This window comes from Pseudomonas fluorescens NCIMB 11764 (assembly GCF_000293885.2).
GTDB lineage: Bacteria > Pseudomonadota > Gammaproteobacteria > Pseudomonadales > Pseudomonadaceae > Aquipseudomonas > Aquipseudomonas fluorescens_B.
Genome location: NZ_CP010945.1, coordinates 3,323,998 through 3,340,710, shown reverse-complemented (window position 1 = coordinate 3,340,710; position 16,713 = coordinate 3,323,998). Strand labels below are relative to the sequence as shown.

At 60.1% G+C, this 16,713-nt stretch carries 15 protein-coding genes; 13 read left to right on the top strand and 2 right to left on the bottom strand.

Going from position 1 to position 16,713, the window contains the following annotated elements; genetic code table 11:
* Nucleotides 1–23: 23 nt before the first annotated feature.
* Entirely contained in the window at nt 24–815 is a 792-nt protein-coding gene (locus B723_RS15330; protein ID WP_017337543.1) for a CPBP family intramembrane glutamic endopeptidase, read from the top strand.
* Between the two features lie 104 nt (nt 816–919).
* Nucleotides 920–2,485 (top strand): methyl-accepting chemotaxis protein, encoded by a 1,566-nt coding sequence (locus B723_RS15325; RefSeq protein ID WP_017337542.1) that lies wholly within the window; start codon nt 920–922, stop codon nt 2,483–2,485.
* A 114-nt stretch (nt 2,486–2,599) separates the two neighbouring features.
* On the opposite strand, the gene B723_RS15320 is transcribed toward B723_RS15325, so the two are convergent.
* Entirely contained in the window at nt 2,600–3,286 is a 687-nt protein-coding gene (locus B723_RS15320; RefSeq protein WP_017337541.1) for an alpha/beta family hydrolase, read from the bottom strand.
* 109 nt (nt 3,287–3,395) lie between these two features.
* Here B723_RS15320 and ccoN (B723_RS15315) point away from each other — a divergent pair, with 109 nt between their 5' ends.
* The 8 genes from ccoN (B723_RS15315) to ccoP (B723_RS15280) all read left to right on the top strand — a co-directional run bounded on the left by ccoN (B723_RS15315) (nt 3,396) and on the right by ccoP (B723_RS15280) (nt 10,300).
* Nucleotides 3,396–4,820, top strand: a complete 1,425-nt coding sequence (gene ccoN, locus B723_RS15315; protein WP_017337540.1) for a cytochrome-c oxidase, cbb3-type subunit I — start codon at nt 3,396–3,398, stop codon at nt 4,818–4,820.
* A 10-nt stretch (nt 4,821–4,830) separates the two neighbouring features.
* The gene (gene ccoO / locus B723_RS15310; RefSeq protein ID WP_017337539.1) at nt 4,831–5,439 is read left to right on the top strand and encodes a cytochrome-c oxidase, cbb3-type subunit II; all 609 of its coding nucleotides are present in this window, start codon (nt 4,831–4,833) and stop codon (nt 5,437–5,439) included.
* Nucleotides 5,440–5,444: 5 nt separating this feature from the next.
* Nucleotides 5,445–5,645 (top strand): cbb3-type cytochrome oxidase subunit 3, encoded by a 201-nt coding sequence (locus tag B723_RS15305; protein WP_017337538.1) that lies wholly within the window; start codon nt 5,445–5,447, stop codon nt 5,643–5,645.
* A complete protein-coding gene (gene ccoP / locus B723_RS15300; RefSeq protein ID WP_017337537.1) occupies nt 5,642–6,595 on the top strand; it encodes a cytochrome-c oxidase, cbb3-type subunit III in 954 nt (317 codons plus the stop codon). Before B723_RS15305 ends, ccoP (B723_RS15300) begins: the two co-directional genes overlap by 4 nt.
* A gap of 483 nt (nt 6,596–7,078) precedes the next feature.
* Entirely contained in the window at nt 7,079–8,521 is a 1,443-nt protein-coding gene (gene ccoN / locus B723_RS15295) for a cytochrome-c oxidase, cbb3-type subunit I (RefSeq protein WP_017337536.1), read from the top strand.
* Entirely contained in the window at nt 8,521–9,129 is a 609-nt protein-coding gene (gene ccoO, locus B723_RS15290) for a cytochrome-c oxidase, cbb3-type subunit II (protein ID WP_017337535.1), read from the top strand. Before ccoN (B723_RS15295) ends, ccoO (B723_RS15290) begins: the two co-directional genes overlap by 1 nt.
* A 5-nt stretch (nt 9,130–9,134) precedes the next feature.
* Nucleotides 9,135–9,320 (top strand): CcoQ/FixQ family Cbb3-type cytochrome c oxidase assembly chaperone, encoded by a 186-nt coding sequence (locus tag B723_RS15285; RefSeq protein ID WP_003175465.1) that lies wholly within the window; start codon nt 9,135–9,137, stop codon nt 9,318–9,320.
* The gene (gene ccoP, locus B723_RS15280; RefSeq protein WP_017337534.1) at nt 9,317–10,300 is read left to right on the top strand and encodes a cytochrome-c oxidase, cbb3-type subunit III; all 984 of its coding nucleotides are present in this window, start codon (nt 9,317–9,319) and stop codon (nt 10,298–10,300) included. The genes B723_RS15285 and ccoP (B723_RS15280) overlap by 4 nt, the downstream gene beginning before the upstream one ends.
* A 67-nt stretch (nt 10,301–10,367) precedes the next feature.
* On the opposite strand, the gene B723_RS15275 is transcribed toward ccoP (B723_RS15280), so the two are convergent.
* The gene (locus B723_RS15275) at nt 10,368–11,363 is read right to left on the bottom strand and encodes a metallophosphoesterase family protein (RefSeq protein WP_031318623.1); all 996 of its coding nucleotides are present in this window, start codon (nt 11,361–11,363) and stop codon (nt 10,368–10,370) included.
* 746 nt (nt 11,364–12,109) lie between these two features.
* On the opposite strand from B723_RS15275, the gene ccoG reads away from it, so the two are divergent.
* The 3 genes from ccoG (at nt 12,110) to B723_RS15260 (ending at nt 16,699) form a co-directional block, all read left to right on the top strand.
* The gene (gene ccoG, locus B723_RS15270; protein WP_017337532.1) at nt 12,110–13,525 is read left to right on the top strand and encodes a cytochrome c oxidase accessory protein CcoG; all 1,416 of its coding nucleotides are present in this window, start codon (nt 12,110–12,112) and stop codon (nt 13,523–13,525) included.
* Nucleotides 13,526–13,536: 11 nt separating this feature from the next.
* Complete coding sequence (locus tag B723_RS15265; protein WP_017337531.1) at nt 13,537–14,076, top strand: FixH family protein; 540 nt, start codon at nt 13,537–13,539, stop codon at nt 14,074–14,076.
* Between the two features lie 172 nt (nt 14,077–14,248).
* A complete protein-coding gene (locus B723_RS15260; RefSeq protein WP_017337530.1) occupies nt 14,249–16,699 on the top strand; it encodes a heavy metal translocating P-type ATPase in 2,451 nt (816 codons plus the stop codon).
* Nucleotides 16,700–16,713 lie beyond the last annotated feature (14 nt).

Here is a 16,713-nt window from a genome sequence, read left to right as displayed (position 1 = left end):
TTGCGTCACATTAAGGACTTCACATGCTCGCCCTGCCATGGATTCATCTGGCCCTGCTCTCCTTTGGCTACGGCCTGGCCCTGACTTATGGCCACCTCGGTTGGCTCGCCGGAATCTCCGTTGCGCTATTGCTGACCGCCGGTTTCGCCGCACGCCAACAACACGTGCGCATAGGCCGCTACCTCGGCCACGCGCTGTTCATTTTCATGGCGCTGGCACTGGCCATGCATTGGCTTCCCGGTTTCTACAACGGCCGCGGTATCAATCCGCAACGCTTCACCGACGATGCTGTGCGTTTTTCCATGTACCTGAACCTGGACAAACCGCTGATTGGTTTCTGGCTGTTGCTGGTCTGCCCGTGGATTGTCGGCCAGCGTTCGCTGCGGCTTGGCATTTTTGCCACCGCGATGGGACTGACACTGAGTGCCCTGCTGGCGCTCGGCGGCGCGCTGTTGCTGGGCGTGATCAGTTGGGCCCCCAAATGGCCCGATCAGGCTTGGTTGTGGCTGTTCAACAATCTGCTGCTGGTCACGCTGGTAGAGGAAGCGCTGTTTCGCGGCTACATCCAGGGCGGTCTGAGCCGACACCTCAAACACCTGCCTTATGGCGAAAATCTCGCACTGCTGCTCGCCTCGCTGTTGTTTGGTCTGGCGCATCTGGCTGCCGGCTGGCAATGGGTGTTACTGGCGACCCTGGCAGGTGTCGGCTATGGTCTGGCCTACCGTTTCGGCGGATTGGCGGCAGCCATCGCCACGCATTTCGGCTTGAACCTGCTGCATTTCGGCCTGTTCACCTATCCGATGCTGGCCGGCTGACGCAACGGTCGTTTTGCGACGCGCCGCTGATTATTGAAATAAAAATTCAATAAACCCCTGACCATGCCGACAACCTCTCAAAGCCTTGCGGATTGAAAAAAGCCATGCGTAACAACCAGCCCATCACACAACGCGAACGGACCTTCCCGGCTCAGCAACGGTTGATTTCCACCACCGATGCCAAGGGCGTGATCACCTACTGCAACGACGCGTTCGTCGAAATCAGTGGGTTTTCCCGCGAGGAACTGATCCGTGCGCCGCATAACCTGGTTCGTCACCCCGACGTACCGTCTGCGGTATTCGCGCACATGTGGGGTACGTTGAAACAAGGCTTGCCATGGATGGGCATTGTCAAGAATCGCTGCAAGACCGGCGACCACTATTGGGTCAACGCCTACGTCACACCGGTTTTCGAAGGCAACCAGGTGATCGGTTACGAGTCGGTGCGGGTCAAGCCCACCGCCGAACAGATCCAGCGTGCCGAAGCGCTCTACCAACGCATCAACCAGGGCAAGTCAGCGATTCCTTCCACCGATAAATGGCTGCCGGTGCTTCAGGACTGGCTGCCGTTCATTCTGGTCAGCCAGCTGAGCTTCATGATCGGCGCCACACTCAACTCCCAGTGGGGCTTCGCCCTGGCTGCGGGCCTTTCGGTGCCGTTGGGCCTGCTGGGTTTGAGCTGGCAACAGCGCGGTCTCAAGCGCTTGCTGCGCCTGGCCGAACAGACTACATCCGACCCGCTGATCGCGCAGATGTACACCGACAGCCGTGGCGCCCAGGCGCGCCTGGAGATGTCGATCCTCAGTCAGGAAGCGCGCCTGAAAACCTGCCTGACCCGTCTGCAGGACACTGCCGAGCACCTGAGCGACCAGGCGAAACAGTCCGACACCCTGGCGCACAGCAGCTCCACCGGCCTGGAACGTCAGCGCGTCGAAACCGAACAAGTGGCCACCGCCGTCAACCAGATGGCCGCCACCACGCAGGAAGTCGCCAGCCACGTGCAACGCACCGCGGACGCGACTCAGGAAGCCAATCGCCTGACCGGTCGCGGCCGCGACATCGCCGGGGAAACCCGCGAAGCCATTCAGCGCCTGTCGGAAGTGGTCGGCGAAACCGGCCTGACCGTGACCCAACTGGCCAAGGACAGCGATGAAATCGGCGGCGTGGTCGACGTGATCAAAGGCATCGCCGACCAGACCAACCTGCTGGCGTTGAACGCGGCAATCGAAGCGGCCCGGGCCGGTGAGATGGGCCGTGGGTTTGCGGTGGTGGCTGACGAAGTTCGTCAACTGGCGCAACGCACCAGCGAATCCACCGGGCAGATTCACGCCCTGATCGCCAAGCTCCAGCAAACCGCGAGCTCAGCGGTGCAAACCATGGAAGCCGGGCATCGCCAGGCGGAAGAAGGTGTGGCGCGGGTACTGGAAGCGGATCAGGCGCTGGTCGGGATCAGCGAAGCGGTGGCGCACATTACCGACATGACCACCCAGATCGCAGCCGCGACCGAAGAGCAAAGCTCGGTGGCCGAAGAAATCAGCCGCAACATCAGCAACATCTCGCAACTGGCTGACCAGACGTCGGAACAGGCGCAGCACTCGGCGTTGTTGAGTGAAGAGCTGACGAAGACGGCGAATACTCAGTATTCGCTGGTGGAGCGGTTTAACCGCTGATTGATGCTGGAAAGACAAAAACCCGGACGGCGAAAGCTTCCGGGTTTTTTATCGTCACTCTGAAAGTGATGTTGCCTGTCTGGGCCTCATCGCGGACAAACCCCACCCACAGGGTTATGCATCTCGCCGCAGGAATTCGGCAACCTTGCCCGCCGCAGCCGCCAAATGCTGCTCATGGGTAAACCCCGAAGCCTTCAACGGTTTCAAATCATGATCCCCCGCTACCAGCCAGAACACTTCGATACTCGGTGACAACGTGTAAGCCTCGACCGCCTCGCGATTGCCCAACGCATCCCGCTCACCCTGAACAAACAATGCCGGCGTCTTCAGCCCAGCCAAATGCTCGACCCGAGGCTTCTCCGGTTTACCCACCGCATAAAATGGATACCCCAGGCACACCAACGCATCCACCTCAAGCTCATCGGCTAACAGGCTCGCCATCCGCCCCCCCATGGACTTGCCGCCAATCGCCACACGCCCAGTGACATGGCGTCGCACCACCGCATATACCTCTCGCCAGCATTCCAGCAGTTTCGGCGCCGGGTTCGGCGGGCGCTTACCCCCCTCGACACGCCGTTGCGCCATGTACGGAAACTCAAAGCGCAGCACGTTGACGCCAAGCGCAGCAAGGCGCGCAGCCATGTCGTTCATCCAGGCGCTGTCCATGGGCGCACCGGCGCCATGGGCGAGAATCAGCGTCGTCGATGACGGCGCCGCGGCGGCGCTCCACAGCCAGCCATGTTCGGCTACACACTGCGCCCATTGATCCCCGTCAATACTGGCCTTGTGCTCTTTGTCCATGCTTGCCTCGCTTTTAGTCTGCCTATAACTCCAGGCGAAGGAAGCGTCTGCCTTGCGACTTGCTCGCAAAGACAGGCCTTCACTTCGGCTGAACCGTGGATGGGGAACCATGAACACTTCTATCAGTACCGCCTACAACTACAAGGTGGTCCGCCAATTCGCCATTATGACGGTGGTGTGGGGCATCGTCGGCATGGGGCTCGGGGTTTTTCTCGCGGCTCAATTGGTCTGGCCTGAACTCAACTTTAATTTGCCGTGGACCAGTTTCGGCCGGTTGCGCCCGCTGCACACCAACGCGGTGATCTTTGCCTTCGGCGGTTGCGCCCTGTTCGCCAGTTCGTTCTATTCGGTGCAACGCACCTGCCAGACACAGCTGTTTGCGCCGAAAATCGCTGCGTTCTGCTTCTGGGGCTGGCAGCTTGTGATTCTCCTGGCGGCCATCAGCCTGCCGTTGGGTTACACCAGCTCCAAGGAATACGCCGAGCTGGAATGGCCGATCGATATCCTGATCACCATCGTCTGGGTCGCCTACGCCATCGTGTTCTTCGGCACACTGGCCCAGCGCAAAACCAAGCACATCTACGTCGGCAACTGGTTCTTCGGTGCGTTCATCATCACCGTCGCCATCCTGCACATCGTCAACAACCTTGAGTTGCCAGTGAGTTTCACCAAGTCCTACTCGGTGTACGCCGGCGCGACCGATGCCATGGTGCAGTGGTGGTACGGGCACAACGCGGTAGGCTTTTTCCTCACCGCCGGTTTTCTCGGAATGATGTACTACTTCGTGCCGAAACAGGCCGAGCGTCCGGTGTATTCCTATCGCTTGTCCATCGTGCACTTCTGGGCGCTGATCACCCTGTACATCTGGGCCGGTCCGCACCACTTGCACTACACCGCGCTGCCGGACTGGGCACAGTCGCTGGGCATGGTGATGTCGCTGATCCTGCTGGCGCCGAGCTGGGGCGGGATGATCAACGGGATGATGACGCTCTCGGGCGCCTGGCATAAGTTGCGCAGCGACCCGATCCTGCGCTTCCTGGTGGTATCGCTGGCGTTCTACGGCATGTCGACCTTCGAAGGTCCGATGATGGCGATCAAGACCGTCAACGCCCTCTCCCACTACACCGACTGGACCATCGGCCACGTTCACGCCGGTGCGCTTGGCTGGGTGGCGATGATTTCCATCGGCGCGCTGTACCACATGATCCCGAAAATCTTCGGTCGCGCGCAGATGCACAGCATCGGCCTGATCAACGCGCACTTCTGGCTCGCGACCATCGGCACCGTTCTGTACATCGCATCGATGTGGGTCAACGGCATCGCCCAGGGCCTCATGTGGCGCGCCGTCAACGAAGACGGCACGCTGACCTACTCCTTCGTCGAAACCCTGGTGGCCAGCCACCCAGGCTTCGTCGTGCGACTGGTGGGCGGCGCGATCTTCCTCAGTGGCATGTTCCTGATGGCTTACAACACCTGGCGCACCGTGCGGGCCTCGCAGCCTGCCGAAGCCGCCGCTGCCGCGCAGATCGCCTGAGGAGTCCGCCATGAAACACGAAACAATCGAGAAAAACGTCGGCCTGCTGATGTTGCTGATGGTGTTCGCCGTGAGCATCGGCGGCCTGACCCAGATCGTCCCGCTGTTCTTCCAGGACGTGACCAATAAACCGGTGGAAGGCATGAAGCCCTACACCGCGTTGCAACTGGAAGGTCGCGACATTTACATCCGCGAAGGCTGCGTCGGCTGTCACTCGCAGATGATCCGGCCGTTCCGCGCCGAGACTGAACGCTACGGTCACTACTCGGTCGCCGGCGAAAGCGTCTGGGATCACCCGTTCCTGTGGGGCTCCAAGCGTACCGGTCCGGACCTGGCCCGTGTCGGCGGCCGCTACTCCGAAGACTGGCACCGCGCGCATTTGTACAACCCGCGCAACGTGGTGCCGGAATCGAAGATGCCTGCCTATCCATGGCTGGTGGCCAATCAGCTCGACAGCAGCCACACCGAAACCAAGATCAAGGCAATGCGCACCCTTGGCGTGCCGTACACCGACGACGACATCGCCGGTAGCGTCGAATCGCTCAAGGGCAAGACCGAAATGGACGCATTGGTCGCCTACCTGCAAGTGCTCGGCACTGCCATCAAGAGCAAGAGGTGAGCCCCATGATCTTTGAAATGAGCAGTGGAATGATCCGCGGCCTGGGCACGGTCGTGGTGTTCGTGGCCTTCGTCGGCCTGACGCTGTGGGTGTTCAACAGCAAGCGCAACCCGGAATTCGCCGAAGCGCGTTTGCTGCCGTTCGCCGATGAACCCCTGGCCGACGACGCCACCCAAGAACCTGAAACAAGGAGTACCCGGTCATGACCACTTTCTGGAGTACGTGGATCTGCGTACTGACCATCGGCAGCCTGATCGGCCTGACCTGGCTGCTGATCGGCACCCGCAAGGGCGAAACCAAGGGCAGCGTCGACCAGACCATGGGCCACAGCTTCGACGGCATCGAGGAGTACGACAACCCGCTGCCGCAGTGGTGGTTCATGCTGTTCGCCGGCACGCTGGTGTTCGCCGTAGGTTATCTGGTCTTGTATCCGGGCCTGGGCAACTGGAAAGGCGTCCTGCCGGGTTACGAGGACGGCTGGACCGGCGTCCACGAATGGGAAAAGGAGATGAACAAGGCCGATGCGAAGTTCGGACCGATCTTCGCCAAATTCGCCGCCATGCCGGTGGAAGAAGTGGCCAAGGACCCGCAAGCGCTGAAAATGGGCGGCCGCCTGTTTGCGTCGAACTGCTCGGTGTGCCACGGCTCGGATGCCAAGGGCGCTTTTGGCTTCCCGAACCTGACCGACAGCAATTGGCGCTGGGGCGGCAACGCCGAGATGATCAAGACCACGATCATGGGTGGGCGCATGGCCGCGATGCCGGCCTGGGGTGAAATCCTTGGGGATGCCGGCGTGAAAAACGTTGCTGCCTATGTACGTCATGACCTGGCCGCCCTGCCATTGCCGGCTGACAGCGGCGCCGATCTGCAGGCCGGACAGCAAGCGTTCAGCACGATGTGCGTAGCCTGTCATGGTGCAAACGGCAAAGGCACTGAAGCCATGGGCGCGCCGAATCTGACGCAACCGGCCGGGTTCATCTACGGGACAAGCCTGGCGCAACTGCAACAAACCATTCGCCATGGCCGTCAGGGCCATATGCCGGCGCAGAACGAACTGCTCGGCAACGATAAGGTGCAACTGCTGGCCGCTTATGTGTACAGCCTGTCCCACGGTCTGAATACAGAGCGTTTGCAGGCCGAAGGCAAAAGCGAATAATTCTTCACAGCTCTACTGCCGCATTCTCCCCGGATGCGGCAGTTCCCTGCCCCTTTGCGACCCATTGTCGCACCCTCCGTTAGTCCTCCTTTCGGTTCACCGGAATCGGGTCTAAGCTTCCCCCGATGCGGACTGGCATGAGCCGGTTCCAGGTCGACCCAACCCGATGTGTTCGACGAATCTGCTCGATGACAGGCCGCAAAGGCTGGTAGATACCGGCTGTCGTGCCAATTGCCGTCGGTCACTCGATCGTTGTGTTTGAACACACCCCGTTACAACTGACCTGACCCCCTCACCACTTTCGTTCGCTGCGACATTTTGTCCGAGGGCGATTTTGTCCTTACGCGGCGCATGGAAAGGCCGCAGAATCAGCTTTTGAAAGCATTGACCCAGGTCATGGCGCGTTGCAATGACCCCCTGCTTTCTCCATACTTGCGGCCGATTTTTACTCCTAATAAAACACCCAAACCGTGGAACCTTAGAATGAGCACAGCAATCAGTCCGACTGCTTATAACTATAAGGTAGTCCGCCAGTTCGCCATCATGACGGTGGTCTGGGGGATCCTTGGCATGGGGCTCGGTGTCTTCATCGCCTCACAGCTTGTATGGCCGGAATTGAACTTCGGTCTGCCGTGGACGACTTTTGGACGCTTACGCCCGCTGCACACCAACCTGGTGATTTTCGCCTTCGGTGGTTGTGCACTGTTTGCCACTTCTTATTACGTCGTGCAGCGAACCTGCCAAACGCGACTGATTTCCGACAGCCTCGCTGCCTTCACCTTCTGGGGTTGGCAAGCGGTGATCGTCGGCGCCATCGTTACCTTGCCGCTGGGTTACACCACCACCAAGGAATACGCTGAGCTGGAATGGCCTTTGGCTATTCTGCTGGCCATCGTCTGGGTCACCTACGGTCTGGTGTTCTTCGGCACCATCACCAAGCGCAAGACCAAGCACATTTATGTGGGTAACTGGTTCTACGGTGCCTTCATCGTCGTGACGGCGATGCTGCACATCGTCAACCACGCGTCCCTGCCGGTCAGCTTCTTCAAGTCCTACTCGGCCTACGCCGGTGCGACGGATGCGATGATCCAGTGGTGGTACGGGCACAACGCGGTGGGCTTCTTCCTGACCACCGGCTTCCTGGGGATGATGTACTACTTCGTTCCGAAGCAGGCCGAGCGTCCGATCTACTCCTATCGCCTGTCGATCGTGCACTTCTGGGCGCTGATCACCCTGTACATCTGGGCCGGTCCGCACCACTTGCACTACACCGCACTGCCAGACTGGGCGCAGTCCCTGGGCATGGCGATGTCGATCATCCTGCTGGCTCCGAGCTGGGGCGGCATGATCAACGGCATGATGACCCTGTCGGGCGCCTGGCATAAGCTGCGCACCGACCCGATCCTGCGCTTCCTGGTCGTGTCCCTCGCGTTCTACGGGATGTCGACCTTCGAAGGCCCGATGATGGCCATCAAGACCGTCAACTCGCTCTCGCACTACACCGACTGGACCATCGGCCACGTACACGCCGGTGCCTTGGGCTGGGTAGCGATGATCTCGATCGGCGCGATCTACCACATGATCCCGAAACTGTTCGGTCGTGCGCAGATGCACAGCGTCGGCCTGATCAACGCGCACTTCTGGCTCGCGACCATCGGTACCGTCCTGTACATCGCTTCGATGTGGGTCAACGGCATCACCCAGGGTCTGATGTGGCGTGCAATCAACGACGACGGCACCCTCACCTACTCGTTCGTTGAAGCGCTGCAAGCCAGCCACCCCGGTTTCATCGTTCGCGCCCTGGGCGGTGCGTTCTTTGCCAGCGGCATGCTGTTCATGGCCTACAACGTATGGCGTACCGTACGTGCCTCGAACCCGGCTGAAGCCGAAGCCGCCGCTCAGATTGCTGTAGTTGGAGCTCACTGATGAAGCATGAAGCAGTCGAGAAGAACATTGGCCTGCTGGCCTTCTTCATGGTTATCGCCGTCAGCATCGGCGGCCTGACCCAGATCGTTCCGCTGTTTTTCCAGGACGTCACCAACAAGCCGGTCGAAGGCATGAAGCCCCGTACCGCCCTTGAGCTGGAAGGCCGCGACATCTACATCGCCAACGGTTGTGTCGGCTGCCACTCGCAGATGATCCGCCCGTTCCGTGCTGAAACCGAACGTTACGGCCATTACTCCGTCGCCGGTGAAAGCGTCTGGGACCACCCGTTCCTGTGGGGTTCCAAACGTACCGGTCCGGACCTGGCCCGTGTCGGCGGTCGTTACTCCGACGACTGGCAGCGTGCGCATTTGTATAACCCGCGCAACGTGGTGCCTGAGTCGAAAATGCCGGCCTACCCGTTCCTCGTGGAAAACAAGCTCGACGGCAAAGACACCGCCAAGAAAATGGAAGTCTTGCGCACGCTCGGCGTCCCTTACACCGACGAAGACATCGCCGGCGCTCAGGATGCTGTGAAGGGCAAAACCGAAATGGACGCGCTGGTGGCCTATCTGCAAGGCCTGGGCACCATCATCAAAAGCAAACGGTGATTTAGATGGATATCGGGATGATTCGTGGCCTGGGCACCGTTGTCGTGATGGTGGCCTTCATCGGTCTGGCGTTGTGGGTGTTCAGCCCCAAGCGCAAGTCGGAGTTTGAAGACGCGACCTTGCTGCCTTTCGCGGATGATCCCGAAGCCATCAAGCACGTCGAGCAAGCTTCTAGGAGTAACAAAGAATGACTACGTTCTGGAGTCTGTACGTCACAGTCCTCAGTCTCGGCACCATCTTCGCCTTGACCTGGCTGCTGCTGTCCACCCGCAAGGGCCAGCGCGCCGAGCAAACAGAAGAAACGGTTGGCCACTCCTTCGACGGGATCGAGGAGTACGACAACCCGCTGCCGAAATGGTGGTTCATGCTGTTCGTGGGCACCATCATTTTCGCCCTGGGCTACCTGGTGCTGTACCCGGGCCTGGGCAACTGGAAAGGCCTGCTGCCAGGTTACAACTACCTCGATAACGAGAAGCAGACCGCGTTCGCCAATGGCCAGACCGGCTGGACCGGCGTTCACGAGTGGGAAAAGGAAATGGCCAAGTCGGACGCCAAGTTCGGTCCGATCTTCGCCAAATTCGCTTCCATGCCAATCGAGGAAGTCGCCAAGGACCCGCAAGCCCTGAAGATGGGTGGCCGTTTGTTCGCCTCCAACTGCTCGGTCTGCCACGGCTCCGACGCCAAGGGCGCCTACGGCTTCCCGAACCTGACCGACGCCGACTGGCGCTGGGGCGGTGAAGCGGAAACCATCAAGACCACCATCATGGGTGGCCGTCATGCGGTCATGCCGGCGTGGGCTGAAGTGATCGGCGAGCAAGGCGTGGCGGACGTTGCTGCGTTCGTCCTGACCAACCTCGATGGCCGCAAGCTGCCGGAAGGCACCAAGGCCGACCCGGTTGCCGGTCAGAAACTGTTCGCTGCCAACTGCGTGGCGTGCCACGGTCCGGCCGGCAAAGGTACGCCAGCAATGGGCGCACCTGACCTGACCCACCCGGCGGCGTTCATCTACGGTTCGAGCTTCGCTCAACTGCAGCAGACCATCCGTTACGGCCGTCAGGGCCAGATGCCTGCGCAGGAACAGCTGCAAGGCAATGACAAGGTTCACCTGCTGGCCGCTTACGTCTACAGCTTGTCTCACGGTGAGAAAGCTCCGGCGGAAGATGCTCAGTAAGGCAAACGCCTGATGCAAAAAAGGCCCCGCCAGTGATCTGGCGGGGCCTTTTTTATGGGCGACTGGCCTACGTTGATGCCACCGGCACTGTCGCTATCAGCTCACGTTTCTGCCACTGGTTGTTGTCGACCGCATAGACGTGCAGGTTTTTACGATCCCCGGAAAAACTGGCGATCAGATAAGTCTGCTGGGATGCACTGCCGCTGATGAAACCCGGCACACTGCCCGTGTACCACATGGAGCCGCCACTCCCATGAAGATGACCGGCGAACATTGCAGTCACTTCATATTTATCGATCATCTCCCTGAACCGTTTTTCTTGACTCCAGTCGCCCATGAAATCATTGGGTTTATGCATGTTCAGGAGAATGATTTTCCCCTGCGCGCGTGCCTGCTGAAGGTCGCGCTCAAGCCAATCAAGTGCCGGGGTAATTTCAAAAACCGTCGGGCGGACAAAAGTGCCTGAAGAGAATTTCACCGAGTACGTCGGCTCGTTATGTAACTGCACCAGGTGCACATCGCCATAATCCTTGGAGTACGCAAGGCTGCCGTAATAAATAGTGCTCGGCCATGAAGCCCGTGCCGCCAGATCCATACTTCCGGCCTTTCCCCAATAGCGCTTCTTCAGATCCTCAATGCTTCCAGCGGCGCAATTATTCAGAAAACAATCATTGACGTTATTTTGATAATCATGATTACCCAGCCCGTAGTCATAAGCCCCTTGAAGTTTGGTATCCAGCGTCTGCTGGACATAGGAACGCTCACCTGCATGACCGAAGGCGGTCATATCGCCATTGATCATCACGGGCACCGCCGTGCTCCCGCCCTCGTGCCGCCTGAACTCGGCAATACTGTCGTACTGTGTTTCCACCAGCCATTTCGCGCGCTGCTCCAACGCTGTAGCTGATTCGGCTTCACCTCTGTCCGTTTTATCCGTCCACGGATACTGTGGATCAGAAGCGAAGACCATATGACGCGGCGCACCTTCAAATGAATGCGCGAGCGATGCCAGCGACAGGGTCCACATGCACGCAAGTAATCTTGCACACTTTTTTATGTTCATAGAATTCCATTTCCACTTAAACACTATTGAATTTAAATAAAGCACATAAAATTTCGATCAAATACAAAACAAAAGCAACTACCAAAACAAACACAAAGCATTTCCCACAACAAAACTCGCCACCCACGACACGCTTATATCTTGAATTCTTTACTTAATGGAAAACACCCTTCAATAGAGTATAAATTTCTTGCAACTTGATGATTGGCTTAAACACCAACACGAGCAAACGCTATAGTTAATTCAACACAAGGAAGTCATTACATGAACACTAAAACAACCACCCAAAACTCCTGCAATGTTAACCCTGCCGGACCGAGTGAAGATCCGCCACTGACTGAAGTTGTTAGCGAAACAACTGTACTGAAGCGCCGTGCAAGGTCGGCAGACACCGCGAACAGCGCTGATCGACCAAAACCCACGGAACCGGGCTGGACAAGCTGGGGGGCGGCAATCTCCTTTTAGAAGAGGACTGAGTTTTGCTGATGGATTGCAGCGCCGGCGCTGCAATCCATCAGGGTGTGTAGTGTTCACCGAGGCAGAGTACGATTCGTCTATAGTCAATTGACCTGCATCATGCTTTGTTACATTTGCTACACCATTCGTAAATTTTCCCCAACGCGACCAAAGGTCGCACCCTTGAGCTAGAGCGACAGGCGTATCATTGCGCCACTGCAACACCTCTTTTTGACCGCGGTCGGCATGCACTGACCGGGGCATTTTTCCACTGCCGTGGGATGCAACCGATGAGCAATCAGATTCCGGTACACGACGTTACCCCGCCTGCCAAAAACGCGAACAACAGCGTCGACCTCTACGCCTCTCGAGAAAAGATCTACACCCGAGCCTTCACCGGCCTGTTCCGCAACCTGCGGATGATGGGCGGAGCCTTTTTGTTTCTGTTGTATTTCGGCACGGTGTGGTTGAACTGGGGCGGCCATCAAGCCGTCTGGTGGAACCTGCCAGAACGCAAATTCTTTATTTTTGGCGCCACTTTCTGGCCCCAGGACTTCATCCTGCTCTCGGGCATTCTGATCGTCAGCGCCTTCGGCCTGTTTTTCATTACCGTGTACGCCGGTCGCGTCTGGTGCGGCTATACCTGCCCGCAGAGCGTGTGGACGTGGATTTTCATGTGGTGCGAAAAGGTCACCGAAGGCGACCGCAACCAGCGCATCAAGCTCGACAAGGCGCCGATGAGCGCCAACAAGTTCCTGCGCAAACTCAGCAAACACTCGATGTGGCTTTTGATCGGCTTCGCCACCGGCATGACCTTCGTCGGTTATTTCTCGCCGATCCGCGAGCTGACCATCGACTTTTTCACCGGCGCGGCCGATGGCTGGTCATATTTCTGGGTCGGTTTCTTCACCCTCGCCACTTACGGTAACGCCGGCTGGTTGCGCGAGCAGGTGTGCATCTACATGTGCCCGTATGCGCGCTTCCAGAGCGTGATGTTCGACAAGGACACGCTGATCGTCTCCTACGATCCGCGTCGCGGTGAAGCCCGTGGCCCGCGCAAGAAAGGTGTCGACTACAAGGCCCTGGGCCTGGGTGACTGCATCGATTGCACCATGTGCGTCCAGGTCTGCCCGACCGGCATCGACATCCGTGACGGCCTGCAAATCGAATGCATCGGCTGTGCGGCGTGCATCGATGCCTGCGACAGCATCATGGACAAGATGGATTACCCGCGCGGCCTGATCAGCTACACCACCGAGCACAACCTGTCCGGACAGAAAACCCATAAACTGCGCCCGCGCCTGATCGGCTATGCCCTGGTGTTGCTGGCCATGATGGGATTGCTGGCGGGCGCGTTTTTCATGCGTTCGCTGGTGGGTTTCGACGTCAGCAAAGACCGCGTGCTGTACCGCGAGAACGCCGAAGGACGGATCGAAAACGTCTACAGCCTGAAAATCATGAACAAGGATCAGCGCGACCACACTTACGTGCTGGAAGCCGCCGGCCTGCCGGACCTGAAGCTGCAAGGCAAACGCGAGATCAAGGTCGCCGCCGGCGAGATTTTCAGCCAGCCGGTCGAACTGTCCATTGCCCCGGAAAAACTGCCATCGAGTACCAACGAGGTGAAATTCATCCTCAAGGACGCCGATGACGAAAGTATCCACGTTGAAGCCAAGAGCCGTTTCATCGGCCCACAAATTCGTTGAGAGAAGTGATCATGCCCGCAGCAAACGCCGCAAGTCCCTGGTACAAGCACCTTTGGCCGTGGATCATCATCGCCATCCTCGCCTGTTCGGTGACGCTGACCTTGTCCATGGTAACGATCGCGGTGAACAACCCGGACAACCTGGTCAACGACAACTACTACGAGGCCGGCAAAGGCATCAACCGCTCCCTCGACCGCGAGCTGCTGGCACAGACCCTGCTCCTGCGCGCGAGCGTGCACCTGGATGACGTGACCGGCGAAGTCGATCTGCGCCTGAGCGGCAACAGCCAGCCGAAAACCCTGGAGCTGAACCTGATCTCGCCGACCCAGCCGGAGAAGGATCGCAAGATCACCCTCACCCGCAGTGAAACCGGACAGGGCCGCTACATCGGCCAGTTGAGCGACAAGGTCGATGGCCGCCGCTTCGTGGAACTGCTGGGCACTCAGGACGACCACATCTGGCGTATGTTCGAAGAAGAACTGGTCAGCCATGACAAGGAACTGCTGCTGGGCGACGAACCGCTGCAAGGCGCTGAAGACCTGAAGAAATAAATGTGCGAATGCGATCAAATGTGGCGAGGGAGCTTGCTCCCGCTGGGGGGCGAAGCGCCCCCAAAACCTGCAAACCGGTCCTTTCAGTCTTAGCGAGTGCGCCGACTTGCGACTGCTACGCAGCCGAGCGGGAGCAAGCTCCCTCGCCACAATGGTTTTCATGGCAACACACATGACCACGCCACTCCCCTGCTACCACTGCGCCCTGCCCGTCCCGGCCGGCAGCCGCTTCACCGCTGTCGTCCTCGGAGAAACCCGCGAATTCTGCTGCCCGGGTTGCCAGGCCGTGGCCGAAGCGATTGTCGCGGGTGGGCTGGAAAGCTATTACCAGCATCGCAGCGAAGCCTCGGCCAACCCCGAAGCGTTGCCGGTACAGTTGGTGGACGAGCTGGCGCTGTACGACCGCGCCGACGTGCAAAAGCCGTTCGTGCGCCACGACGGCGAGCTCGCCGAAACCACCCTGTTGATGGAAGGCATCAGCTGCGCGGCATGCGGCTGGCTGATCGAGAAGCACCTGCGCGGCTTGCCGGCGGTGGCGGAAGCGCGGCTGAACCTGTCCAACCATCGCCTGCACGTGCGCTGGGCCGATGCGCAATTGCCCCTGAGCCAGGTGCTCAGCGAACTGCGGCACATCGGCTACGCCGCACACCCCTATCAGGCCGACCGCGCCAGCGAACAACTGGCCAGCGAAAACCGTCTGGCCCTGCGCCAACTCGGGGTCGCCGGGCTGCTGTGGTTCCAGGCGATGATGGCGACCATGGCCACCTGGCCGGAATTCAACATCGACCTCAGCCCCGAGCTGCACACGATCCTGCGCTGGGTCGCACTGTTCCTCACCACGCCGATCGTGTTCTACAGCTGTGCGCCGTTCTTCAAAGGCGCGATGCGCGATTTACGCACCCGCCACCTGACCATGGACGTCTCGGTGTCGCTGGCGATTGGCAGCGCCTATGTCGCCGGGATCTGGACGTCGATCACCGGGGTCGGCGAGCTGTATTTCGATGCCGTCGGCATGTTTGCGCTGTTCCTGCTCGCCGGGCGTTATCTGGAGCGGCGCGCCCGGGAGCGCACCGCCGCCGCCACGGCACAACTCGTCAATCTGCTGCCCGCCTCATGCCTGCGGCTAAGTGCCGACGGCCAGAGCGAGCGCATCCTGCTCAGCGAACTGCATGTCGGCGACCACGTGCTGGTGCATCCCGGGGCGATCCTCCCGGCCGACGGCAAGATCCTCGACGGCCAGTCAAGCATCGACGAGTCGCTGTTGACCGGCGAATACCTGCCGCAACCGAGAACCCTCGGCGATGCCGTTACCGCTGGCACCCTGAACGTCGAAGGCGCGCTGACCGTAGAAGTCCTCGCCCTTGGCCAGGACACCCGGCTGTCCGCCATCGTCCGCCTGCTGGACCGCGCTCAGGCCGAGAAACCTCGCCTGGCAGAGATCGCCGACCGCGCCGCGCAATGGTTCCTGCTGCTGACGCTCATCGCATCTGCCTGCATTGGCCTGCTTTGGTGGGAACTGGATTCCTCGCGAGCCTTCTGGATTGTCCTGGCGATGCTCGTCGCGACCTGCCCGTGCGCCTTGTCCCTCGCCACGCCGACCGCCCTCACCGCCGCCACCGGCACGCTGCACAAGCTGGGGCTTTTGTTGACGCGCGGCCATGTGCTCGAAGGCCTGAACCAGATCGACACGGTGATTTTCGACAAGACCGGCACACTCACCGAAGGGCGCCTGACGCTGCGTTCGATCCGCCCCCTCGGTGCACTCGACAGCGATCGATGCCTGAGCCTGGCCGCCGCCCTCGAGAACCGATCCGAGCACCCGATCGCCCGGGCATTCGGCCGCGCGCCGCTGGCCGCCGAGGAAGTCCACAGCACACCGGGGCTGGGCCTGGAAGGCGTGGTCGGCGAGCAGCGCCTGCGCATCGGCCAACCGGGTTTTGTCTGTGCACTCAGCAACGCCGCCGTACCGCTGATGCCCGATGAGGCCGGTCAGTGGCTGCTGCTCGGCGACGGTCAGGGACCACTGGCGTGGTTCGTCCTCGATGACCGTTTGCGCGCCGATGCGCCGGCGTTACTGGACGCCTGCAAGGCGCGCGGCTGGCGGACACTGCTGCTGTCGGGCGACACCTCGCCCATGGTCGCCAGCGTCGCCGCGGAACTGGGCATCGACGAGGCCCGCGGCGGTTTGCGCCCGGACGACAAATTGCAGGTCCTGCAGCAGCTGCACAAGGAAGGTCGCAAGGTGTTGATGCTCGGTGACGGGGTCAACGATGTGCCGGTACTGGCCGCCGCCGACATCAGCGTCGCCATGGGTTCGGCCACCGATCTGGCGAAAACCAGTGCCGACGCCGTGCTGTTGTCCAACCGCCTCGACGCGCTGGTGCAGGCCTTCAGCCTCGCCCGGCGTACCCGTCGGGTTATCATCGAGAACCTGCTGTGGGCCGGCCTGTACAATGGCCTCATGTTGCCGTTCGCCGCCCTCGGCTGGATCACGCCGGTGTGGGCCGCGGTCGGCATGTCGATCAGTTCGTTGACCGTGGTGCTGAACGCCCTGCGCCTGACTCGCCTGCCGAGCACGCCGGCCGCCAGCGCCACGCCAGAAACCCGCCCGCTGCCGGCCTGAGCCGCGCGGGCATG